Below are 24,200 nucleotides of genomic sequence, written 5' to 3'. Positions count from 1 at the left end.
CCGGCGAGGACCCAAGACAGAGGCCTTCTTTAGCCTTGCGCGACTCTTGTCCCGCAGCGGATAAGCGCTAGCTCATCACACGTTCTGCGTCATCGTTGCTCGCCGCTCATCGCGGCGAGCAACCCTCCAAGCAAAACAAACGACCGATCACCCAGTACCTTGCCAGCGGCCTGATGCACAAGTGCTGAGTACTGCGTTACAGCTCATCACGGTCACGCAGTTGAAGCGGTTCGTCGACCAAGGGTTCGTCGTTTCCCACCTCTTTGCGACGGTCCTTTAGCACCTCGGAAATCAGCCCCTCGTTATGCCAGTAGCCATCCCGATCGAGTACCGAGAGTTGACCGACTCCAGCCAATCGCCTGAAAAACTCAACAGGCGTGAGACTGGCCGCAGACGTCATCAGCTCATTTTCCGGGGATGAAAGCCCCAACACGTATTTCAACAGCGCGCCCCCCCGAGTCATCAGGTAAAAGTTCGTCGTAGAGCGTGACTGAGCCTTGAGAATGCGGATGCAATAAGCCAGGAATGTCGGTTCGATAAAGTTGCTGTTCAGCGAATCATCCTCGGACGCCGCACTCTCGACGGGCGCCGTGTCCCGGTAGGCCAACTGCGCACCCACCACCCGGTACAAGTCCGGAAAATCCGGGTAAGGTACCGGCCCGCTCGCTGGCGGCGACATCGGCTGCACAGGCCCCGAAGGCCCGGTGTAAAACAGGCGGAACAGGCGCGTCGCATCCAGCCCCGGCCACAGCGGCAAGGTGGTGATGAACGATGAGTCGTTCGGGTTGGCCAGGACCGCGGCGACATAGTTATGGCCCTGGATTGCCGACAGCCGACGTTGAACGTAGCGGGCGGCATCGTCTGGGTGGGAAAACAACGGACCGCAACCCATCGGGTAATCGAAGAATCCTTCTCCCGTTCCCGGCTGCCAGACGGGCGTGATTCGTCGCGTACCCGCCCAGACCGCTCCCTCGACCAGGACATCAAGGTTGCCGAGTCCAGCCAGCTCATGCACATAGTCAAGCAGCGTGATCTTGCCCTCGTGCAGTTGCTGGCGAAGCGTCGGGAAATGGCTGCGATCGTCCAGCGCCTCGTCCGTTTGCAGGTATTGATACCTGAGCAACGCCCCCTCCGGGCAGGACAGGTACAGCGATAGCTGCTTGCCCTTCACACCATGGCGGGCGAAGCGAATGCCATTGTCGATGACCATGGGCGAATGAATCATTTGCCCATGGGGGTCGTGCCCCGGTGTCAGTGTTTCAAGGGCCGCACATAGATAGATACCTTCCAGGACATAACCCTGGGGCAGCAGGCCGCTTGGAAACACCTGCTCGAACTTCCAATAACTGCTACGCACCAGCGGCATCGTCACCATGTACTGCTCTTTGCGCGCGTCCTTGAACACGTAGCCGAACTGCAACGCAGACCCGTACTGACAGCGTTCATGGGCATAACGCACAGCCGCCCGCTCCTGGGCAAATACCGGACTGAAGGCAGGATCCGCCAGGGCGTTTTCGATCTGAGCCCCAGGCAAGCGAAACGCTTTGGGAACAAACCCCTGAAGTAAACGCGGCGGCCCCCAGACCTCGCTGCCTTCCACAACGCGCAAGCGCCCCGCCTTGCTCAAGCGCTGGACAAACGCTTCTGGCGTGAGCTCTCCTGCGCGGATCTGTTGCTCAAGCGTGTTCTCCAGGCGGTCCTCCCGCACCAGATTCAGGGGCGCCAAATCGTCTTTCAACGCCGCTTCCAGCAACGAGTTGCTGCGGCTGTAACTGATGATGCTGCCGTCGGCGCCGAACAGGTACTCACGGCTCAGGGTGGCATGGGCAGTGGTCAGCACAGCACTGATCACCCGGGTCGAGAGCATATTGCGGTAGATGTCACGTTGCGTGGCATCCAGGGTAAACGGCAGTTCGCGCCCAGGGCTTGAACGGTAGCGCGCCACCAGGGTATGGGCCGCGGGAAAGCCGCCAACCGCTACCATCTCATCAGGGAAAATCCAGGTGTGCTCGAAGTCTTCGCGGGGCACGCTGACCGGTTCAGTGGCAACGAACAGACCGTCAGGACGCTTGAGAATCAGGCCGCCGAACAGCCGCCTTCCATTGACAGTCTGAAGGCGAGAATGGGCATACCGCGCCGCGTCATCCTGGTCGTTGAACACTGGCCCCAGACGGCGGCGAATAAAGTGGGCGTAGGGTCGCCAGCGCGAAGATTCCTTGCTCACCGCGCCCCGGCGGTCCCAGCATTGACTGGAGTACAGCACCGTCAAATCACCGGTTTGCGCCATCAACGTCACATAGCGGCGAATATCCAGAGTGCCGCTGCGCAGGCTCATCCCCTGCACGCTGACTTCGCCGCCATTCTCGCCGCCACTGAACAGCGAGGTCTTGGCCGGCTGATAGCGCAATAGCGCGCCCTCAAGCGTCGACAGATAAACCGGTAACACGTCGCCGGTATCCGCGCCCGGCAAATGACGGGCATCTTTCTCGGCCCGCTGCAGCAAATGCGGAGTCGCGAAAAAGCGGGTCAGCCAGGCTTCAGAAGAACTCACGCCGCTGGGCAACCATTGCTGGGAATAGAGCATCCCGGCCACCACGAAACCATGAGCGAAATCCCCTCCTTCAAGATAAGGCGCGCCGAGCGATGCGTTACTTAACCGCCCCTCAGACGCCTGCGGCGCCAGCTCGCTGACCACGTATTCATTTTTTTGCGGGTGCTTGAGCAAGTAAGCCGTATACCCCTGAGCCTCCAGGCTGCGCCCATGGCCGCGCTTATGGGCATTGATCGCCGCAGCGTCCAGGGTGGTGAAAATGGCGCTCAACGACGGCGTTTGCGGGGCTACCTGGGCGTATTCGAAATTTGGCGTCCAGTCGTCATAGACTCGCAGGCGCGGCCCCCACAACCGTGTATGGCTGAGCACCCGCAGTTCGCCTGCGTCCGCCAGGCGGATCACGATATCTTGCGGTTTGAGCGCACCGCGTTCCAGGCGAAGACGGTAGCTATCAACCCCCGGCGTTTGACGGGTATTGGCCAGTACCAATGCTTCCTTTTGTGAGCCGCTGGGGATGTAACAGATCAGGTTATTGGGCGTTCCGCTCAAGTACGCCGGAAGCCCGGACTGGATCACCGAACGGATTTCCTGATCGGCGAACATCGTGACGGTGATCTCAAGATCGGTCAGTGTCCAACCCAGACGGCGCCAACGTTCCAGGTCAGCTTGGGACAGCGGTGGATGGGAACTGTAGCGCCCACAAATGACATGCTCGGCGGGCGGTACGACTAACCCATTGTCGGATGATGACAGCAGCAAGTCTGCGGCAAAGCCATTGCCCTGGAAACGTACCGGTTCGGTGAACGTGAAGCGCTGGTCGGGACGCCGCAGGATGTAGCCGCCATACCCCGCATCACGCCGTATGCCGATGCGCTCGTGGGCGTGCCGCGCGGCATCGTCGGCACTCAGGAAGGTTGCATCGACGCTATCACGCTTGGCCGTACCCAATGGCAGGACTTCACTGTCATACACCACCCCTCGCTCGGTCCAAAGCTGGCCTGTCTGGCGTACCGTCAGCTCGCCCGCACGAATAACGCGACGCACAAACGCCCGGGGAGACAACGAACCGTCCATCAACGCTGCCTGGTTATCGTTATCCGTCACCGTGCCGTCAATGGCCACATTGAACAGTTCAGTGGCCGCCTTGGCTTCGGGCGCTTGCCATTGCAACAGCGCCCCGTCGTCGGTGTGCAAAAACAGCTTCAAGCCCATCTCGGCAATCTGCAGGCTCTTCGTGGCGGCCGCCTGATTCATCGCCGTGACCAGCAGTTGAGGGCTGACGAAACGCTTGTACAGCCAAGGTTCCGTGGCGGGTAACGGCGTGTTGGCCAAAGGCGCCGGGGAATAATAGAAGCCCACCACGCGGTGATTGGAGGGCAGCCGGGGCTGGCCGTTATTGCGTACCGGGAACAGCCCGGTCAACGCAGCGCCCAGGGCCGTGGGTTCAGTGGCGACATAGGTCGAAGCCGTCAGGTGCTTGAGGACAACCCCCTGATAGCCGGTCCGGGGCAAACCCGCCGAAAAGCTCAAGGCCACCAACACCGCCGCTTGCGCGGTACTGACGATCGGGGTGAAGAACGGTTGTGCCTGCGCAACCCCGTCGCTGCTGACTGGACTGCGCAAGGTCCAGTCCTGAGGCACCTTGCCGCGTACACCGCCCCACACGGGCGAGGGTACCAGCACGTGTAACTCGCCGGCTTTCGCCAACCGCCACACAGCGCCTTCGAACGCGGAGAATGGCACGACCGGCTCGGTGCCTGTCAGTTGAGCCTTGAGGTTTGTCTCCTCGGCCGAGCCGCTGCTCACATATTTGAGCAGCGAGTTGACCGTCCCAGACAGGTAATGCACGCGCGCAAAGTTACGATGGGTGATGACAAACACCTGGTCGGCGTTGGAATAAAAACTGTTGAACAGCTCAACCTGATCCGCGGTGAAACCGGGGTTGAATTGTCTTATCGAGCCTTCGTCGGCGGGATGGGAATGGTAGAGCGCATGGCACTCGTAGGGATGGGGCGCGATAAAGTTGCCCTCATCGTCCACTGCCAGGATCGTGCTGAAATCGAACAGCACCTGCTCACCGCTGGCCGGATGCGTGGCGAAGTAGCGGTTGCCGCGTTTGAGAATGAGCCCGCCATACTCTTTGTCACGCCGTGTGCCGATCTGGTTGTGTGCCCAGCGCGCAGCGTCATCGGGCTGAATGAAGGCCGGCCCCACCTTCACCTCCGGGACACCGGCAAACGGTCGCCACGCTGCGGCGACCACACCCGCGCGGTCCCACATGCGGTTGGTGGCGAGCACGGTCAGCTCACCGACGGCCGCAACCTGCCGGACATAGTCCTGGGGTGTGAGGCTGCCTGTGAGCAGCGCGTTATCGGCCTCAGGGCTGCTGCCGAAGCGTTCGACTTCTGCAGGCGAGAAGTTAAATCGGTAGCGCAACAGCGCCCCATCTGCGGTTTGCTGATAGAGCCCAAGCGGCTGATCCGGCACCTGCAGGTTAGCGATAAGACCAGCCTGCTGTGCCGCGCTCCCCAAACCCAACGGCGGAAAAAAGCTGCGGTACAACCAGGGTTGGTTCACCGCCACGCGGCCGTGTTCGGCAGGAGGGTCGCAGTAAAAACCAACAATGTGATGCTCGTCCGGCAGCAGGTAATTGCCGTCCGCATCCGTCGATAACAGGTGGCTCACATAAAAGCGTGGCTCGTCGAGGAGGTGGGCCTGGGTCGCGACGAATTCATCCTTGCCATCGCGCTTGAGCACCAGCCCAAGGCGCCAGGACGTCTTGGCGCCGCTGCCGAGCGCCACGCCCGCTTGAATGGCATCGCTGACCGTGGCGCAGACGTGGGACAACAGCGGCAACAAACCCGGCGCTGGCGCAGCGAACGCCTGATAGGGCTGCCAGCTCTGCGGAACCACCCCCCGAGAGCCGCCCCACAACGGGTTGCTGGTGACAAAGCTCAACTCACCCACCGCGAGCATTTTTTTAACGTGACCTTCTATCGAACCATCCGTCCCCCACGCTGCCTCGCTGACCTTGCCCAAAATCCACTTGGCGTATTGCGCCTCAGCGAACGACCCACTGGGGCGATAGCGCACCAGAGAATCATCGGGACCCGACAAGTAAGACAATGCAAAGTTGTGCTGATAGGTGATATCCCCAGCGGCATCCCATGGAGAAAAGAAATTCAGATAGGCCTTCACCTGATGCTCGGACATCTTCGGGTTGGCACTGGCAACCTGTTCGTAATCCGCCGGATGGGAATGATAAAGCCCAGCGCGGCGGTAACCAGCAATCGGCAAGAAACTGCCATCCTCGCGGGTGCCGAGGACGTCGCGGATGTCAAACTCAAGCCCCTGATCACTGACCGGTTCTGTGGCAAAAAAATACCCTTGCAGGTTGCGCAGAATCACACCGCCGTACTCACGATCACGCCGTGCACCAATACGCCGGTGCGCCCACAACGCTGCGTCATCGGCATGAATAAAGGCCGGGCTCAATGCGGGCAGCGTCACCGATGTGCCGCCGGAGCCCGGCGTGGTGGTAGATGTGGGCTGTGTAACGGTCTTGTCCGGCACCCAGTTCTCATCGACGACACCAGCCACACTCCACAATGCGCTGGTCTGCTCCACGCTCAGTTGCCCGGTGCTCGCCACCCGCCGTACAAAGTCGCGCGGGCTCATCTGGCCGCTCAACAGCGCGGCGTCCAAACCGTCATCCACGACAGAGCCATCCGCCTCAACCTTGAACAGTGCCGCTTCGGCACTGGTCAGGGAGCAGCGGTATTTGAGCAACGCTCGCCCCTGGGTACGGTAATAAATCGACACGCCCAAGGCCTGATCCACCGTCTCCAGCGTGTGCGCCTGGTAGATGCCGAGCGCCAGCGCCCGTGGCGCGAAGAATGCCTGGTAGAGCTCTGGCTCCTGGACGGGGAGCACGGTCGCCGGTGGCGTTGGCCCCAGGTAGAAACCCGCTACCCCATAATCGGCGGGCAATGCGAACTTGCCCTCGCGATTGGGGAACAGTTGCCGCAAGAAAGGCTGGTGAGGGTCGAGGGTCCTGCCGACAGTGGCGATATAGGCCTCCTTGTCGCGAGCCTTGAGCAACACGCCGCCAGCACCACCGCCGGCCAGGGCCGAGCGAATGGCCTTGGTAGCTTGATCGAAGACGGCGGTAAACAAGGGCAACTCGGTCAACGTGGAGGAACTGAAGGGTTCGAACACCACCCAGTTCGCCGGCACCTTACCGAAAGAACCGCCCCACAGTGCAGTAGGCACAATCAGGCTCAGCTCGCCCAGCGTGGAGACCTTTTTCACAAACTCATTGAAGGGCCCATACACCCCCACCCGACTGCCGGCCGGCTTTCCCGCCCGCAGCCACAGTGCGAAGCTGCGCTCCGGGGACGAACCGCTGGGCGCGTAGCGAATCAGTGAGCCGTCCGGCCCCGATAGATACGCCGCCGGAAAGAATTCGCGATCATCCACATCGTGGCTGAAGTCCGAACCTGAAAAAAAACCGAGAAATGCCTTGGCCATTCGCTCGTCGAACGACGGATTGCGCTCGCGGATCAACGCGTGCTGGGCCGGGTGCGAATGGTAACTGGCGACGCAGGTGTAGCCCCTGGGTTGCTGGTAATAACCTTCGGCGCTGATGCCCAGAACGTTGAGCAGATCGAACTGCATGCCATCCCCTGGCACCGGATCGGTGGCGAAGTATTTACCGGCGGGGTTTTTCAGGATGACGCCGCCGTACTCGCGGTCACGGCGGTCGCCGATTTTCCGATGGGCCCAGTAGGCGGCGTCGGCCTCATGCACAAACGCCGGGCTTAACGGCGGCAAGCGCGACGCTCCCCTCCCGGCACCGGCAGCGCGTTCCTGGCGTGATAATCGAATAGCCATACACATTCCTTTTGACTGAGTGTTGGCGGCCATTCTTGTACCTCTGGGAAGGCGTCGAGCGGTAAGTAGTTAGCCCGCACCGTTAGCGTGCGCCAGCGCGCACATCATCCGGTTCAAAGCCCCGATCTGGTGCGCGAAATCCTGGGCAAAACGTCAAGCACGCATGAATGCATCGCGACGGCACTGATAGGCACAGCCCTTGCAATTGCTCCCACATAACAACATTGACCTATGGAGACCGCACCATGAAGCGTCGCAGCTTGATCAAGGCTTTCACCCTGTCGGCATCCATTGCCGCCATGGGCATGACCTGGACTATCCAGGCCGCCGAGACCATTAAGGTCGGCATCCTGCATTCGCTGTCCGGGACCATGGCCATCTCGGAAACGTCCCTCAAGGACATGGCGCTGATGACCATCGACGAGATCAACGCAAAGGGTGGGGTGAACGGCAAGATGCTTGAACCGGTGGTCGTGGACCCAGCCTCGAACTGGCCGCTGTTCGCCGAAAAAGGCCGCCAGTTGCTGACCCAGGACAAGGTCGCGGTGGTGTTCGGTTGCTGGACGTCGGTGTCGCGTAAATCGGTGTTGCCAGTGTTCGAAGAACTCAATGGCCTGCTGTTCTACCCGGTGCAATACGAAGGTGAAGAGATGTCGCCCAACGTGTTCTACACCGGTGCGGCGCCGAACCAGCAAGCGATCCCGGCGGTGGAATACCTGATGAGCGAAGAAGGCGGCAGCGCCAAGCGCTTCTTCCTGCTGGGCACCGACTACGTGTACCCGCGCACCACCAACAAGATCCTGCGCTCGTTCCTGCATTCCAAAGGCGTAGCGGATAAAGACATCGAAGAGGTCTACACCCCGTTCGGCCACGCCGACTACCAGACCATCGTTGCCAACATCAAAAAATTCTCCGCCGGCGGCAAGACCGCTGTGATCTCCACCGTGAATGGCGACTCCAACGTGCCGTTCTACAAGGAACTGGCCAACCAGGGCCTGAAAGCCACCGACGTACCGGTCGTGGCGTTCTCCGTGGGCGAAGAAGAACTGCGCGGCATCGACACCAAGCCGTTGGTGGGCAACCTCGCCGCGTGGAACTACTTCCAGTCGGTGGAGAACCCGGTCAACCAGAAATTCGTCGCAGACTGGAAAGCCTACGGCAAGAAACACAACCTGCCGGGCGCGGACAAAGCCGTGACCAACGACCCGATGGAAGCCACCTATGTGGGCATCCATATGTGGGCCCAGGCAGCAGAGAAAGCCAAGTCCACCGACGTCGACAAAGTGCGTGAAGCCCTGGCCGGCCAGACCTTCGCCGCGCCGTCCGGCTTTACCCTGACCATGGACAAGACCAACCACCACCTGCACAAGCCGGTGATGATCGGTGAGATCCAGGCGGACGGGCAGTTCTCGGTGGTGTGGCAGACCCAGGAGCCGATTCGCGCCCAGCCGTGGAGCCCGTACATTCCTGGCAATGACAAAAAACCGGATCACGCTGTGAAGAGCAACTAAAGCCCCACCACAAGTCAAATGTGGGAGGGGGCTTACCCCCGATGGCGGTGAGTCAGTGACAGAAGTATCACCTGACACTCTGCTATCGGGGGCAAGCCCCCTCCCACACTGTCCACGCATGATCAGGACATTTGTTTATGCCCACTGCCCTCACACGCTACCTCCTGACGCTACTGCTGTTGCTACCCCTGGCCGCACACGCCAGCGACGCCGAAGACTTCCAGGCCGCCAACCCGACGCAACAAGCCAAGCTCCTCCAGGACTGGGCCGCAAAGCCTGACCCGGCGCGCATCGAGTTGGTGGACGCCCTGCAACAAGGTCAGCTTACGGTCAATGGCGAAACCAAAACCGTGCGCCTGAACAACCGCCTGCGCGGCTTGATCGATAACGTGCAAGCCAGCCAGCAACTGCTCGCCGCCGACCCCAAGGTGCGCTTGGCGGCTGCGCAAACGCTGCAAAAAACCGCGCAACCTGCGCAGCTCAAATTCCTCGACCAGCAAGTCGCCGCCGAAACCGACGAAGGCGTGCACACCGCCCTGAGCCTGGCCCTGGCCAACCTGCAACTGGTCGACACCGACCCGGCCGTGCGCCTGGCTGCCGTGCGCTTGCTCGGCAGCACCGGCGACCCGCTGGCCCGCACGCGCCTTGAAGCCCTGCTCGCACCTGGCGTCGAAACCGATGCCGCCGTGCACACCGCCGCCGAAACCAGCCTGGCCCAGGTCAAACGCAAATTGATGTTTGGCGAAATCCTCGGCCAGGCCTTCAGCGGCATGTCCCTGGGCTCGATCCTGCTGCTCGCGGCCCTGGGGCTGGCGATCACCTTCGGCCTGCTCGGTGTGATCAACATGGCCCACGGCGAGATGCTGATGCTCGGCGCCTATTCCACCTATGTAGTGCAACTGCTGATGCAGCGCTACGTGCCTGCGGCCATCGAGTTCTACCCGCTGATCGCGCTGCCGGTGGCGTTTTTCGTCACCGCCGCGATCGGCATGGCCCTCGAGCGCACGGTGATTCGTCACTTGTATGGTCGCCCTCTGGAAACCCTGCTCGCCACCTGGGGCATCAGCCTGATGCTGATCCAGGCCGTGCGCCTGGTGTTCGGCGCGCAGAACGTCGAAGTGGCCAACCCTGAATGGTTGTCCGGCGGTATCCAAGTGCTGCCCAACCTGGTGCTGCCTTACAACCGCATCGTGATCATCGCCTTCGCACTGTTTGTCGTCGTGCTCACTTGGCTGCTGCTCAACAAGACGCGCCTGGGCCTCAACGTGCGCGCCGTCACCCAGAACCGCAACATGGCCGCCTGCTGCGGCGTGCCCACCGGGCGCGTGGACATGCTCGCCTTTGGCCTGGGCTCGGGCATCGCCGGGTTAGGCGGCGTCGCGCTGAGCCAGATCGGCAACGTTGGCCCGGACTTGGGCCAGAGCTACATCATCGACTCGTTCCTGGTGGTGGTATTGGGCGGTGTCGGCCAGTTGGCCGGTAGCGTCACGGCGGCCTTCGGCCTGGGTATCGCCAACAAGATTCTGGAACCGCAGATCGGCGCCGTGCTCGGCAAGATCCTGATCCTCGCGCTGATCATTCTGTTTATCCAGAAACGCCCGCAAGGACTCTTCGCACTGAAAGGACGGGTGATCGACTGATGAACCAGCCATTGATGCTTACGGCCGCGCAAAAGGCCGGCCCCAAGGCGACGATTGCCACCGGTGTGATCATCCTGATCCTGCTGCTGGCCTTGCCGCTGTGCTCGCTGCTCTCGCCGGAAAACCCGCTGCATGTCTCGGCCTACACCCTGACGCTGGTGGGCAAGATCCTCTGCTACGCCATCGTCGCCCTGGCCCTGGATCTGGTGTGGGGTTACGCCGGGATGCTGTCCCTCGGTCACGGTTTGTTCTTCGCCCTCGGCGGTTATGCAATGGGCATGTACCTGATGCGCCAGGCGTCCGGCGATGAGCTGCCGGCGTTCATGACCTTCCTGTCGTGGACCGAATTGCCCTGGTATTGGGCTGGCACCGATCACTTCCTCTGGGCGCTGTGCCTGGTGGTATTGGCGCCGGGTGTGCTCGCTTTGGTGTTCGGTTTCTTCGCTTTCCGTTCGCGGATCAAGGGCGTGTATTTCTCGATCATGACCCAGGCTCTGACCTTCGCCGGGATGCTGTTGTTCTTTCGCAACGAAACCGGGTTCGGCGGCAACAACGGCTTTACCAACTTTCGCAGCATCCTGGGTTTTGGCATTACCGAGCCGGGCACACGGGCAGCGTTGTTCCTGGCCACGGTGCTGCTGTTGGTCGCCAGCCTGTACATCGGCTGGCGCCTGGCCCAGAGCAAGTTCGGCCGGGTGCTGACCGCCCTGCGCGACGCGGAGAACCGCCTGATGTTCTGTGGCTACGACCCGCGTGGTTTCAAGCTGTTTGTGTGGGTGTTGAGTGCGGTGCTGTGCGGTTTGGCCGGCGCCTTGTACGTGCCACAAGTGGGCATCATCAACCCGAGTGAAATGTCGCCGACCAACTCCATCGAAGCCGCCGTGTGGGTGGCCTTGGGCGGGCGCGGCACCTTGATCGGCCCGCTGCTCGGCGCCGGTGTGGTCAATGGCATGAAGAGCTGGTTCACCGTGGCCTTTCCGGAATACTGGCTGTTCTTCCTCGGGGCGCTGTTCATCATCGTCACCCTGTACCTGCCCAAGGGCGTTATCGGCTTGCTGAAGAAATGAGGAACGTCATGCTCGAACCTATTTTTGACGCGGGCAGCGGCCGCGATGCCATCGGCATCGGCCAGGCCGCGGGCAAGGGCCTCAACACCCGCCATGGCACCATCCTGACCCTGGAAGACATCAGCGTCAGCTTCGACGGTTTCAAGGCACTCAACGACTTGAATCTCTACATCGGCGTCGGTGAACTGCGCTGCATCATCGGCCCCAACGGCGCGGGCAAGACCACGATGATGGACGTGATCACCGGCAAGACCCGGCCCAGCCACGGCAATGCCTGGTTCGGCGAAACCCTGGACCTGACCAGCATGAGCGAAGTGCAAATCGCCCAAGCTGGTATCGGCCGCAAGTTCCAGAAGCCAACGGTGTTCGAAGCCTTGAGCGTGTTCGAAAACCTGGAGCTGGCGCAGAAGACCGACAAGTCGGTGTGGGCCAGCTTGCGTGCACGCTTGAGTGGCGAGCAGAAAGACCGGATTGATGAAGTGCTCGATACCATCCGCCTCACTGCCTCGGTGCATCGCCCCGCCGGGTTGCTGTCCCACGGCCAGAAGCAGTTCCTGGAAATCGGCATGCTGCTGATGCAAGACCCGCAACTGTTGCTGCTGGACGAACCGGTGGCGGGCATGACCGACGCCGAAACCGAATTTACTGCCGAACTGTTCAAGCGCCTGGCGGGCAAGCATTCGTTGATGGTGGTGGAGCACGACATGGGCTTTGTCGGTTCGATTGCCGACCATGTGACGGTGTTGCACCAAGGCAGCGTGCTGGCCGAAGGGTCGCTGGAACAGGTGCAGGAAAATGAGCGGGTGATCGAGGTTTATCTCGGTCGCTGAACAGCTTCAGGTGGATACGAAAATGTGTGCTGAGTAGGACTTTGTGGTGAGCAGGACTATTTGCTGAGCAGGACTTTGTGGTTAGCAGGACTATTTGCTGAGCAGGACTATGTGGTGAGCGGGCTTGCCCCGCGCTGGGTCGCGAAGCGGCCCCAAAACCAGGCAATGAGTTTTACCTGATAGAACGCGGTGAATGGGAAAGGGGCCGCTTCGCGGCCCAGCGCGGGGCAAGCCCGCTCACCACAAAAGCCCGCTCACCATAAAAGTCGGCTCACCACAAAAGTCGATTCACCATAAAAGCCAGCCACCGGCACGATTTGAGGAGGGTTTGAACATGCTGCAAGTCGACAAGCTGCACCAGTATTACGGCGGTAGCCACATCCTGCGCGGGCTCTCGTTTGACGTGAAGATCGGCGAAGTCACCTGCCTGCTCGGCCGTAATGGCGTGGGCAAGACCACCCTACTCAAGTGTTTGATGGGGTTGCTGCCCGCCAAAGAGGGTGCGGTGAACTGGGAAGGCAAGGCCATCACCGGCTTCAAACCGCACCAGCGCGTGCACGCCGGTATCGCCTACGTGCCTCAAGGCCGGGAGATTTTCGGGCGGCTGACGGTGGAAGAAAACTTGTTGATGGGCCTGTCGCGCTTCCCGGGTTCCGAGGCCAAGGAAGTGCCGGCGTTTATCTACGAACTGTTCCCGGTATTACTGCAAATGAAGCATCGGCGCGGCGGTGACTTATCCGGCGGCCAGCAGCAACAGCTTGCTATCGGGAGAGCCCTCGCCAGCCGCCCGCGCCTGTTGATTCTCGATGAGCCCACCGAAGGCATCCAACCGTCGGTGATCAAAGAGATCGGCGCCGTGATCAAAAAGCTCGCAGCGCAGGGCGATATGGCGATTCTGTTGGTGGAACAGTTCTACGACTTCGCCGCTGAACTGGCCGACCAGTACCTGGTGATGTCACGGGGCGAAATCGTGCAGCAGGGCCGTGGAGAAAATATGGAAAGCGAGGGTGTACGCGGTCTCGTAACCATCTAATCTGTAGCGTCCTAACGATAAGCATAAAGACATGAACCTGCCCGTTACCCCTGCCCTGTTCACCCCCAGCTGGCACGCCGAGCTGGAACTCGGCTATGCGCGTTTCGGCGACACCACGCGCCCGGTGATGCGCCGCCACCTCGGCCCGCTGCGGGTGCAAAAGCACCTGTATGCCGAAGGCCCCGAGGTGTGCCAGCACATCATCGTGCACCCGCCCGGCGGGATTGCCGGTGGGGATCGCCTGGACATCAGCGCCCACGTCGCCGAGGGCGCCTGGGCCCAATTGACCAGCCCTGGCGCGGCCAAGTGGTACCGCGCCAGCGGCCCGGCCTTCCAGCAACTCGAACTGACTGTCGAAGCCGGCGCCACCCTGGAATGGCTGCCCCAGGAAACCATCGTATTCAGCGCCGCCCAGGCCGAACTCACCACGCGCATCGACCTGCAAGGCGATGCCCGATTGTTCTACTGGGACGTGATCGCCCTGGGCCGTCCGGCCAGTGGCGAGCGCTTCGACTTGGGGCACTTTCAATCGCACCTGGATATCCGCCGCGACGGCCAGTTGCTCTGGCATGAACGCCAGCGCATTGTCGGCGCCGATGGGTTGCTCGACTCGCCTATCGGCCTGGACGGGCAGCCGGTATTTGCCACCCTGTTGGTGACTGGCGAAATCACCCCTGAATTGCTTGAGCAATGCCGCGCTCTGCCGAATGCAGTACGCGGCGACCTGACCCAATTACCCGGCTTGCTGGTCGCCCGCTGCCTGGCCAGTGAAGCGCTGCTGGCGCGGGGATGGTTGATTGATTTATGGAAATTGTTACGCCCCGCTCTGTTTGGGCGAGAGGCGGTCGCACCACGAATCTGGAGCACATGAAGATCAACATGTGGGAGGGGGCTTGCTCCCGATAGCGGTGGGTCAGTGACAGATGTATTGCCTGACATTCCCCATCGGGGGCAAGCCCCCTCCCACAGGGGATCTGCGGTGTTTTTATGAATGATGTTTGAAGGACCTTGAACCATGGACCTGACCCCACGGGAAAAAGACAAACTGCTGATCTTCACCGCAGGCTTAGTGGCCGAGCGCCGCCTGGCGCGCGGGGTGAAGCTCAACTACCCGGAAACCATCGCCTATATCTCCGCCGCCTTGATGGAAGGCGCCCGCGATGGCCGCACCGTTGCCGACTTGATGCACTACGGCACCACCCTGCTCAGCCGTGAACAGGTGATGGAAGGCATCCCGGAAATGATCCCGGATATCCAGGTGGAAGCGACCTTCCCGGACGGCACCAAACTGGTCACCGTCCACCAACCCATCGCCTGAGGCCCGGTCATGATTCGTGATGCAAGTGAAAGCGACCTGCCAGCCATCCGCGACATCTACAACGATGCGGTACGCAACACCACGGCGATCTGGAACGAACAACCGGTAGACCTGGCCAACCGCTTGGCATGGTTTAACGCGCGTCAGGCCCAGGCGTATCCGATCCTGGTATCGGTCGAGCACGATGAAGTCACCGGCTACGCCTCGTTTGGCGACTGGCGCCCTTTCGAAGGCTTTCGCTACAGCGTCGAGCACTCGGTGTATGTGCGTAACGACCAGCGTGGCAAAGGCCTTGGCCCGCAGTTGATGGCGGCCTTGATCGAACGCGCGCGCATAGGCGGCAAGTACGTGATGGTCGCCGCCATCGAAAGCGGCAACCAGGCTTCGATCCGCCTGCATGAGCGCCTGGGGTTTATCACCACCGGGCAAATGCCGCAGGTGGGTATCAAATTTGGTCGCTGGCTCGACCTGACCTTTATGCAACTGGCCTTGAACCCGGGCGCCGAACCGCCCAAGGAGTGATCGATGAGCGCTGCGCAACTGCGTCGAGTCAATGCAGAGAGTTTTGCCCATTACCGCGAGGGCCTGATTGAGCTGTTGCTGGACGCGGTCAAGCACGGCGCATCGGTGGGTTTTATGGCCGACTTCGATGAAGCCCAGGCCCGCGAGTATCTGCGCGGCGTTCAGTCGAGCATCGAAGACGCCAGCCTGTTGCTGTGGGTGGTAGTGCGCGACGAACAGGTGCAGGCCAGCGTGCAATTGGCGCTGTGCCAGAAAGCCAATGGCCTGAACCGCGCCGAGGTGCAAAAGCTGCTGGTGCACAGCAGTGCGCGCCGCCACGGCCTCGGCCAACAACTGATGCACACCCTGGAACTTGCCGCACGCCAGCACAAGCGCGGCCTGCTGTACCTGGACACCGAAGCCGGCTCCGGGGCCGAAGCGTTCTACCAGGCGCTGCGCTACACCAAGATCGGCGAACTGCCCGATTACTGCCAAAGCCCGGACGGGCGCTACAGCCCGACCGCCATCTACTTCAAGACCCTGGGGCAACCTGCATGATTCCTGGCGAATATCAGATCCAGCCCGGCGAGATCGAACTCAACGTCGGCCGTCGCACCATCACGCTCAGCGTGGCCAACAGCGGCGACCGGCCGATCCAGGTGGGCTCGCACTATCACTTTTTCGAAACCAATGACGCGCTGACGTTTGACCGTGCGGCAAGCCGCGGCATGCGCCTGAATATTCCGGCGGGCACGGCGGTACGGTTTGAGCCGGGGCAGAGCCGTGAGATCGAGTTGGTCGATTTGAGCGGCGGACGGCGGGTATTCGGGTTTGCCGGGCGGGTCATGGGCGATCTTTAGGGCCTCATCGGGGGCAAGCCCCCTCCCACATTTGAATGCGTTCACACATCAAAGGTGGGAGGGGGCTTGCCCCCGATAGCGATTTCACATTCAACACACATCTTCAGGGCACACACATGAAAATCAGCCGCCAAGCCTACGCCGACATGTACGGCCCCACCGTCGGTGACAAGGTCCGCCTGGCCGACACCGAGCTGTTCGTCGAAGTCGAAAAGGACTTCACCGTCTACGGCGAAGAAGTCAAATTCGGCGGCGGCAAAGTGATCCGCGACGGCCAGGGCCAGAGCCAGTTGCTCGCCCATGAAGTGGTGGACACCCTGATCACCAACGCGCTGATCATCGATCACTGGGGCATCGTCAAAGCCGATGTCGGCCTGAAGAACGGTCGTATCCACGCCATCGGCAAGGCCGGCAACCCAGACATCCAGCCCGGCGTGACCATGGCCATCGGCGCCAGCACCGAAGTGATCGCCGGTGAAGGCATGATCCTCACCGCCGGCGGCATTGACTCCCACGTGCATTTCATTTGCCCGCAACAGATCGAGGAAGCGCTGACCAGCGGCGTCACCACCATGATCGGCGGCGGTACCGGCCCGGCCACCGGCACCAACGCCACCACCTGCACGTCGGGCCCGTGGCACCTGGCACGCATGCTTCAGGCCAGTGATTCATTCCCGATGAACATCGGTTTTACCGGCAAGGGCAACGCCAGCTTGCCGGAACCGTTGATCGAGCAGGTCAAGGCCGGCGCCATCGGTTTGAAGCTGCATGAAGATTGGGGCACCACGCCCGCCAGCATCGACAACTGCCTGAGCGTCGCCGACCAGTACGACGTGCAGGTGGCGATCCACAGCGACACCCTCAACGAGTCCGGCTTTGTTGAAACCACCCTCGCCGCGCTCAAGGGCCGCACCATCCACACCTACCACACCGAAGGTGCCGGTGGCGGTCATGCGCCGGACATCATCAAGGCCTGCGGCTTCCCCAACGTACTGCCAAGTTCGACCAACCCGACGCGGCCGTTCACGCGCAATACCATCGATGAGCACCTGGACATGTTGATGGTCTGCCATCACCTGGACCCGAGCATTGCCGAAGACGTGGCCTTCGCTGAAAGCCGCATCCGCCGCGAGACCATCGCCGCCGAAGACATCCTGCACGACCTCGGCGCGTTCTCGATGATCAGCTCCGACAGCCAGGCCATGGGCCGCGTGGGCGAAGTGATCACGCGCACCTGGCAAACCGCCGACAAGATGAAAAAACAGCGCGGCCCGCTGCCGGGCGATGGCGCCGGCAACGACAATTTCCGCGCCAAACGGTATATCGCCAAGTACACCATCAACCCGGCGATCACCCATGGCATCAGCCATATCGTCGGCTCCATCGAGGTGGGGAAATGGGCTGACCTGGTGCTGTGGCGGCCGGCGTTCTTTGGCATCAAGCCGACCCTGATTCTCAAGGGCGGCGCAATTGCCTCCAGCCTGATGGGCGACGCCAACGCGTCAATCCCCACCCCGCAACCCGTGCACTACCGCCCGATGTTCGCCAGCTTTGGCAGCTCGTTGCACGCCACCAGCCTGACCTTTATCAGCCAGGCCGCGCTGGACGCCGGATTGCCCGATGCCCTGGGTTTGAAGAAGCAGATCGCGGTGGTTAAGGGCTGTCGCGATGTGCAAAAAACCGACCTGATCCACAACGATTACCTACCGGAAATCGAAGTGGATCCGCAGACCTATCAGGTCAAGGCCGATGGTGTGCTGCTGTGGTGCGAACCGGCGGACGTGCTGCCGATGGCACAGCGTTACTTCCTGTTCTGAATCGTCACCCGCTCATGGGCTCAAGCTTCGCTGCCCTGAGCGGGTTGCGGGCTGCGGCCCATGATTTGATCGGTCATGGTGTAGAGCAGTTGCAAGCGCTCCTTTTGCACGGCGCTGATGTCGGAGAAATACTCCTCGTCACTCATCACGTGCCCCGGCACGGAGTTCACCGACGATTTGCCCAGCGCCAGCACCGTGGTATCGATCGTCTCGCGCAGCGCTTGCTTTTGCTGCGGCGAAAGATCGCCGTCATTCGCCCATTCCTGTTGGGCGACCTGCAAACTGATCAAGTCATCGCCCCTGACCTGCAGCACCTTGAAGGGTTCGGGGTTCAACGACTCGACGAAGTTGGCCCAAAAGGATTCCTCCACGATCTGGTTGCGTAGCTGGTCGCCTTCCTCCAACGCCCGCACACGCAGGTAAGCCTCGTCCACCATCGCGCTTGTGACATCCGGCTCGTTGAACATCATGCTCTTGGACTGCCAGGGTAAATCCAGACGCCCGGCCAGCCGTGTGGCATAGGCCAGGTATATCTCGACTTCGTCGATGCTGCGCAGCGCATTTCCCTGGGCGTCGTACTGCCGCACCAACTCACCCTGCGCGTCATATTGAGGAAAATTGCGACCCTGCGCGAGCAGTTCGTTGACTCTCGCTTGAGCGATCCGGCCCAACTCATGGAGCCTTGCGCGCCCCCTGGCCAGGTCCAGCAGTTCGATTTTTTTCAGCTCGACATTGGGAATTGCGTTGGCTTGGGACACCAGCACCTCCCCGCCCATAGCATTGAACAACTGGGCCCCGGCGTCGACACACGTGGTGGGTGCAGCGGCCATTTTGAACAAGGTGTCACACAGCACACTGTCTTCATGCATGGCCTCGATCATGCGCCACACCTTGGCTGTCAAATCGTTCCTGTATTCAGGCGTTCCCGCATCGGAAGATTCGTTCAGTTTGCGCAGTTCATTGAAAAACGGCTCGCTGCCTTCAAGCTCCTCGACCGCGTCCCAGTAGCGGGCTTTCACCACCCACTCCTGTTGCGTCAGGCCGGCCATCCAATGGGCGCTGTCCTGCACGCCCCTGGGGGGAAAACGTCGCCCGGCATCCATCCCGATGGACTCTATATAGAGCTTGAGCCGATCGAGTGCCTCAGGCGCCAACAACTCACGGGTCACCACGATTCTGGCGATGGTCTCTGCCCTGTCCGAGCCCGGCGCCACATCAGGCATTTCAGTGATCGGATTACCCGTCAGGTCCAGCACAAAACCTCGCGGCCTGGGGTGGGCGAAAAGGCCCGCCGGCAGTGCCTTCAAACCGCAGCCCGCCAGTTCCAGCCATTGCAGAAAACGCAGGCGCTTGAGGTTCAACCACCCACCGATGGGGTTACCGGCCAGCGTCAGCGAAATCAGTCGGGTCATATTGTTGATGTGCTGCGCGGTCTCTGCCGTCAGAACCAAGGCGTTATCGGCCAGGTCCAGCCCCTCCATGAACGGCATGTTCGCAAGGGCGGGCGGCAGGACAGTCAAGCGATTTTCGCTCAGGTCCAACAGCCGCACCCTGCGGAACGCCGACAGAAAACGCGCGCCCTGGTTGGTCAGGTCGCACCGGGTCACCTGCAGGTTGGTGACATGATCGAAGTTGCCTGGCAGCTCTGGCAGGGTTGCCAGCTGCGCCCCGAGCATCCGCTGCTGGTCGCGAGCGCCGCCTCGCAGATTGATCCGCTGCCCTCGCACGTTACCGAGGGGATCTATGTCCGGCTCGCCCGTCATTCTCCAGGCGTTCATGATGGCATCCACAATCCGATACCGTGCGCGCAAAATCGACGGCGTTCTCGGCCCCTTCAAAAGCCAGTTGTAAAACGTCTCTTCAAGGTCTGCGAAATCACGCTCCAACGCACGCAGCCAGGCGTCGTCGGTGAGGCTGCGGTCCTGCAGAAAGGCCTCAACCTGCTCCTCCGTCAAACTGGGGTAAAGCGTTCGCAGCCGACGACGGAAAGTGCCCTCAACTCCGCCCACCCCGCGTCCGCTCAACGGATAGCCCGGCTGGCCGCTCGGTGCGCGCTGCGGGAACCTGAAGAACGGCTTGTTCCGCGGCGCCATGCGCAAGGCGTTGCTTAAGGCATCCCGTGGCAGCGCCCGCTGAATGACCAACGCATGCAACTGATCACCTTGGCCGACATGGGGCAGGCTAATCGCGTTGCGATGGGCATCGGGCAAGGCGTGCTGCAACGCTCTATACAAGCTGTCGGTACCGTGTAGTTCATTGCCCTCTTCATCGAAGGGTTGATAAAGCCCATCAGCCACACGCGCCAGCACTTTGCGCTGGCCTGCGTCCTCGGGGCCAAACACCGCGCGCAAGCTGCCATCGAACGAGCCCTCGCGCACTTCAAGCCGGATGTTGTCGTGCCAGCCGGGCAGGTTTTCCAGGGAGTGCAGCACCAGGGTTTCGGTATCCGGGTTGTCCAGCCGCTCCAGATACAACCCTTCATAAGCGTGCAACAGACGCATCTGCGCCTGCAGCTTGCGCGCCTCTTCGGCCAGCCGTAAGGGGAGTCGCCCCTTGGCAGTGATGAATTCCAGCTCTTTGGGGGAAGCCGAGTCCAGCAGTTCCTGGGCGATCAGGCTCGGCAAGCGCTTGAAGTCGCGCTGCAAAACCTGCACGGCGGGGCTTTTAGGCGCAAGGCGCTCGCTGTACAGGCTTTTGAACAGCCGGGTGTGCTGGGTGGCCGCATACTCCGCCAGGCGGCGAGTCAATTCCGCCGCACGCGACGGGGTGTCGAGCCCTGTACGCTCACCCAACAGTGGCGTTAACTGTTCGTGGCTGAGGTGCTCGACAATGCGCCTGGACAGCTGGCCCTGCATCAGCTCGGCACGGCTGATCCGGATCAGGTCCCGCCCCGTCGCCAGCCGGTTGCCATAGCGCACCGCCGAAGTGTCGAGCCCGTCCTCTCCCAACACGTCAATACCCGTGCTGGCCGGCCAATGGGCAAGCTCTGTGACCAGGCTGGCGGCATAACCGGTCAACTCGGCAGAGAGACGTCCAGCCGTGATCTGCCGGTTGAGTTCCTTCGCCTGTCCGTAGGCGCGAAATTGCTGCGCGGTGTCCAGCAACACCGCCGGTACCGGCTCACTTTGCGCGTGCACTCTACGCAACTGATCCTCATGGACATCGCTGACCTGACGGATCTGCTCAAGCTCCTCGTCGCTGAAGCCCTCCATCGCAGGGCCGATGCGCCGCATCAGCGTCGCCCCTGTCCACTCCTGGGGCCGGTCGGCCTCATGCAGCCACCTGCCCTGGTTGTTGTGGCGCAGCAACGGCTGGTAGGCCTCTGCTCGCGTCGGGTGCTGGATACGGTAATGCCCGGTGGTGGCGTCCTCGACAATACGGTAATGCTTGCCCTCAATAGCGAGCACCGGTTGTCCATTCTGGCGGTACACACCGTGCTCGTCTGCTTGCCCCTGCGGCTCGTAATCCGGTAGTTCATAACCGTCGAGTCGTGGACGCCAAAGGGTCTTCCCGCCTGTGGGCAGGCGTACGTTTCTCAGGCTTTCGACCTGGCCCGACCATTGAACATGCGGCAATACCGCAGCGCCCGCGGCAAAAAATGCAGCATTGAGCGCTACCGAGGAAAAGCAGCGCCACATCTCTTTGATTTCACCCTGTTCATACGCCTCGATGCCATGGAACACGTCAGTCATCATCTGCCCAGCGCCCACCGCCAGCATGATCGGTCCAAGCCCCGGCACCACAAACGCCGCCAGGTTGAATACATTGAGCACCGCGTCCAGGAAACCTGCCATGCGCCTGGCCCGCGCCTGCGCGTCCTCGTCGCCGGTGGGCACGGCCACCGCCCTGGCATCGCTGAGCAGCTTGCGCATATGGGCCTGACGCTGTTCGATCCACACGTCACCGGTGATCTCGAACGCTTCGATCGGCAATCTGGCGGGCTCGGCTTGCAGTACGAAATCCGTCTGCGTGTCGTCGCTTTCCTTTGGTTGATAGAGCTTGTTGAGTTGCTGAAAGAACTCACCTTGATGCTGCACGGGGATGAACTGGCTGAAGAAACGGCGGTAGGCGATGCTGTGCAGACGCGCTCTCAAATCGGCCATGAACGCGTCGCCGGAGGCATATTCGCGCATCGGCTGCTGCGGATCGTTGGGGATATACACCACCACCCGCTCGGCATCGACACTGCTCAGGCGCTCTGGCCCGATCAGCAATGGCCCGACGAGCACAATGCCGAAGATTTTCAACGCCGCAAACGTGACCGGGCTGCCATCGAGGTAAGCGTTGCGCGAGCCGCTGAGCACCTGATCGAGCATCCGCCGTGCGCTGGCACTCACACCCGCTCTCCCGTTGGCATCAGCCAACCGTTGCCGGCTGGCAATATCGAGACTCAGGGTAAATTGCTGGCGTTGATGCGCATGCAATTGGTTCTCCAATGCGGTGCGCTGGGTTTGATCCTGCGGCTCAAGCACCGCCTTGAGATGCTCCTGATACAACTTACCCACGTTCAGCGAGCGACACAGCTGGGCAAACTCGTGAGGCAGGATGGCCACGGCCTGACCCTCCAGAACGTCGAACCCCGGGATCACCTCCCCTTCGAACGCGCTGAATCGAGTGATGATCGAGCAATCGCGGCAACTCAAGGGTTGTTCTTCAGAAGGCTCGAAGTTGGCCAGGGCGGCTTCAAGCAGTGTTACGCCGCGATAACGGTAATTGGCATCCGGACTGCTGGTTTGATCGACGGTAAAAAATCCACCAAAGGCAGCTTGCTCTTTTCCGGGGGTGTACTTGCGGGCGAAGTACACCTGCCTGACATCCAGGTCCATGTTGAAACGTTGCTGAATCTGCGCTTTAAGCAGCGGTTCGGCGAAATCGAGCACGTCGTCAATGCGGGCAAGGTTGTCTTCGAGGTCGCGCTGAGCGGCGCGGAAGCGGGTGTGAGCGACCGCGAGGCTGGCTCGACCTGCCGAGTCGGCTTTCAGGTACCAATCCGGCAGTTGCAGCGGGTGGTCGGCCAACTCTTGCTGGCGCTGCTTGGGCGCCTGCAGAAACCAGGAAGGGACGCGGCTTTTCAGGAAGTCGTAATGCACTCCGCTATAGCCGGGCGAGGAAGAAGCGGGCGAAGGTATGTTTGGCATTTGGGCTCATCCGTGGCCAGGAATTAAGCCCTCAGCCTATCGAACGCCCTTGCGCCAAAAGGCACATATAGTTGTGCCGTTTGGCGCTTTTGCGTCAGTTCAGAACTGTTCGCGCGGGTTGAACGCGGCTTTCTCCGCCAGCGCCTGCCACAAGGCCTTGACCTCGTCGTCGGCAGCTTTGGGCATCACAGCCTTGAGCTGCACGAACAGGTAACCGCGCTGGCCCGCCTTGTTCAGCAAGCCGTGGCCCTTGGCGCGCATGCGCTGGCCGTTCTGGCTGCCCGCCGGCACCTTGAGGTTGATCTTGCCGGTCAGCGTCGGTACGGCCACTTCAGTGCCCAGCGCCAGTTCCCACGGCGCCAGCGGCAGGTTGATGATCAGGTTTTCGCCATCCACTTCAAACTTGCTGTGGGGCGCAAACTTGATGATCAGGTACAGATCGCCGTTGGCCCCACCGCCGATGCCCGGCGCGCCCTGAGCCTTGAGGCGGATGCGCTCGCCGTCGGTCACACCGGCCGGGATCTTCACGTTCAGGCTCTTGGTGGTATTGCTCACATGCCGGCCCGAGGCGTCGTATTGCGGCACCTGGAAGCTGATCTGCTTGGACTCGGTGGACAGCGTTTCTTCAAGCGACACCGTCAGTTGCATCTCGACATCCTGGCCTTTGCGCCCGGCCGGACGGCGCTGGCCGCCGCCGAAAGCATCGCCACGGTTACCGAAGATCGAACTGAAGAAGTCCGAAAAGTCCTCGCCCTGCCCGCCGCCGCCAAAGCCGCCACGGCTCTGCCAGCCCGGTGGCCCCTGGAACGGCTGGCCGTGCTGGCCGTATTTGCGCAGTTCATCGTATTCGGCGCGCTTATCGGCGCTCTTGAGCGCTTCATAGGCTTCGGACGCGTCCTTGAACTTGGCTTCGGCGTCTTTTTCCTTGCTCACATCGGGGTGATATTTACGCGCGAGTTTGCGATAGGCGGCCTTGATTTCCTTGTCATCGGCGCTCGGCTCGACACCCAATATCTTGTAGTAGTCTTTGAAATCCATCGG

14 protein-coding genes are annotated in these 24,200 nt (G+C 61.3%); 11 read left to right on the top strand and 3 right to left on the bottom strand.

Features of this window, described 5'->3' with window-relative positions:
- Window positions 1-196: 196 nt before the first annotated feature.
- Complete coding sequence (locus tag LRO94_RS03765) at window positions 197-7,444, bottom strand: DUF4329 domain-containing protein (protein WP_179179579.1); 7,248 nt, start codon at window positions 7,442-7,444, stop codon at window positions 197-199.
- 245 nt (window positions 7,445-7,689) lie between these two features.
- Between LRO94_RS03765 and urtA the strand changes: the two genes are divergently transcribed.
- The 11 genes from urtA (at window position 7,690) to ureC (ending at window position 18,021) form a co-directional block, all read left to right on the top strand.
- Window positions 7,690-8,955, top strand: coding sequence for an urea ABC transporter substrate-binding protein (gene urtA / locus LRO94_RS03760; protein WP_179179580.1), 1,266 nt, complete (start codon window positions 7,690-7,692; stop codon window positions 8,953-8,955).
- Window positions 8,956-9,092: 137 nt separating this feature from the next.
- Window positions 9,093-10,595, top strand: coding sequence for an urea ABC transporter permease subunit UrtB (gene urtB, locus LRO94_RS03755; RefSeq protein ID WP_179179581.1), 1,503 nt, complete (start codon window positions 9,093-9,095; stop codon window positions 10,593-10,595).
- Window positions 10,595-11,662 (top strand): urea ABC transporter permease subunit UrtC, encoded by a 1,068-nt coding sequence (gene urtC / locus LRO94_RS03750; protein ID WP_032890586.1) that lies wholly within the window; start codon window positions 10,595-10,597, stop codon window positions 11,660-11,662. The genes urtB and urtC overlap by 1 nt, the downstream gene beginning before the upstream one ends.
- Window positions 11,659-12,492, top strand: coding sequence for an urea ABC transporter ATP-binding protein UrtD (gene urtD / locus LRO94_RS03745; protein WP_095186045.1), 834 nt, complete (start codon window positions 11,659-11,661; stop codon window positions 12,490-12,492). The genes urtC and urtD overlap by 4 nt, the downstream gene beginning before the upstream one ends.
- A 334-nt stretch (window positions 12,493-12,826) precedes the next feature.
- Window positions 12,827-13,525, top strand: a complete 699-nt coding sequence (gene urtE / locus LRO94_RS03740; RefSeq protein ID WP_032890580.1) for an urea ABC transporter ATP-binding subunit UrtE — start codon at window positions 12,827-12,829, stop codon at window positions 13,523-13,525.
- 31 nt (window positions 13,526-13,556) lie between these two features.
- On the top strand, window positions 13,557-14,396 hold the full coding sequence (locus tag LRO94_RS03735) for an urease accessory protein UreD (RefSeq protein WP_032890578.1): 840 nt from the start codon (window positions 13,557-13,559) through the stop codon (window positions 14,394-14,396).
- Between the two features lie 144 nt (window positions 14,397-14,540).
- Window positions 14,541-14,843, top strand: coding sequence for an urease subunit gamma (ureA, locus tag LRO94_RS03730; protein WP_003171437.1), 303 nt, complete (start codon window positions 14,541-14,543; stop codon window positions 14,841-14,843).
- A gap of 9 nt (window positions 14,844-14,852) precedes the next feature.
- On the top strand, window positions 14,853-15,365 hold the full coding sequence (locus LRO94_RS03725) for a GNAT family N-acetyltransferase (RefSeq protein WP_032890576.1): 513 nt from the start codon (window positions 14,853-14,855) through the stop codon (window positions 15,363-15,365).
- A 3-nt stretch (window positions 15,366-15,368) separates the two neighbouring features.
- On the top strand, window positions 15,369-15,902 hold the full coding sequence (locus LRO94_RS03720; protein WP_032890574.1) for a GNAT family N-acetyltransferase: 534 nt from the start codon (window positions 15,369-15,371) through the stop codon (window positions 15,900-15,902).
- Window positions 15,899-16,204: an urease subunit beta gene (locus tag LRO94_RS03715; RefSeq protein ID WP_032890572.1), complete on the top strand. Its 306-nt coding sequence runs from the start codon at window positions 15,899-15,901 to the stop codon at window positions 16,202-16,204. Before LRO94_RS03720 ends, LRO94_RS03715 begins: the two co-directional genes overlap by 4 nt.
- A 116-nt stretch (window positions 16,205-16,320) precedes the next feature.
- Window positions 16,321-18,021 carry an urease subunit alpha gene (gene ureC, locus LRO94_RS03710; RefSeq protein WP_122682068.1) on the top strand — a complete coding sequence of 567 codons (1,701 nt, stop codon included), beginning with the start codon at window positions 16,321-16,323 and terminating at the stop codon, window positions 18,019-18,021.
- 20 nt (window positions 18,022-18,041) lie between these two features.
- Here the strand turns inward: ureC and LRO94_RS03705 are convergent, their stop codons facing one another.
- A complete protein-coding gene (locus LRO94_RS03705; protein WP_233896934.1) occupies window positions 18,042-23,159 on the bottom strand; it encodes a dermonecrotic toxin domain-containing protein in 5,118 nt (1,705 codons plus the stop codon).
- Between the two features lie 99 nt (window positions 23,160-23,258).
- Complete coding sequence (locus tag LRO94_RS03700; protein WP_032890568.1) at window positions 23,259-24,197, bottom strand: DnaJ C-terminal domain-containing protein; 939 nt, start codon at window positions 24,195-24,197, stop codon at window positions 23,259-23,261.
- Between the last annotated feature and the right edge of the window lie 3 nt (window positions 24,198-24,200).

The sequence above is a fragment of the Pseudomonas sivasensis genome (assembly GCF_021391435.1).
GTDB lineage: Bacteria > Pseudomonadota > Gammaproteobacteria > Pseudomonadales > Pseudomonadaceae > Aquipseudomonas > Aquipseudomonas sivasensis.
The sequence above is the reverse complement of the archived record's forward strand: the minus strand, read 5'-3'. Positions and strand labels throughout refer to the sequence as shown.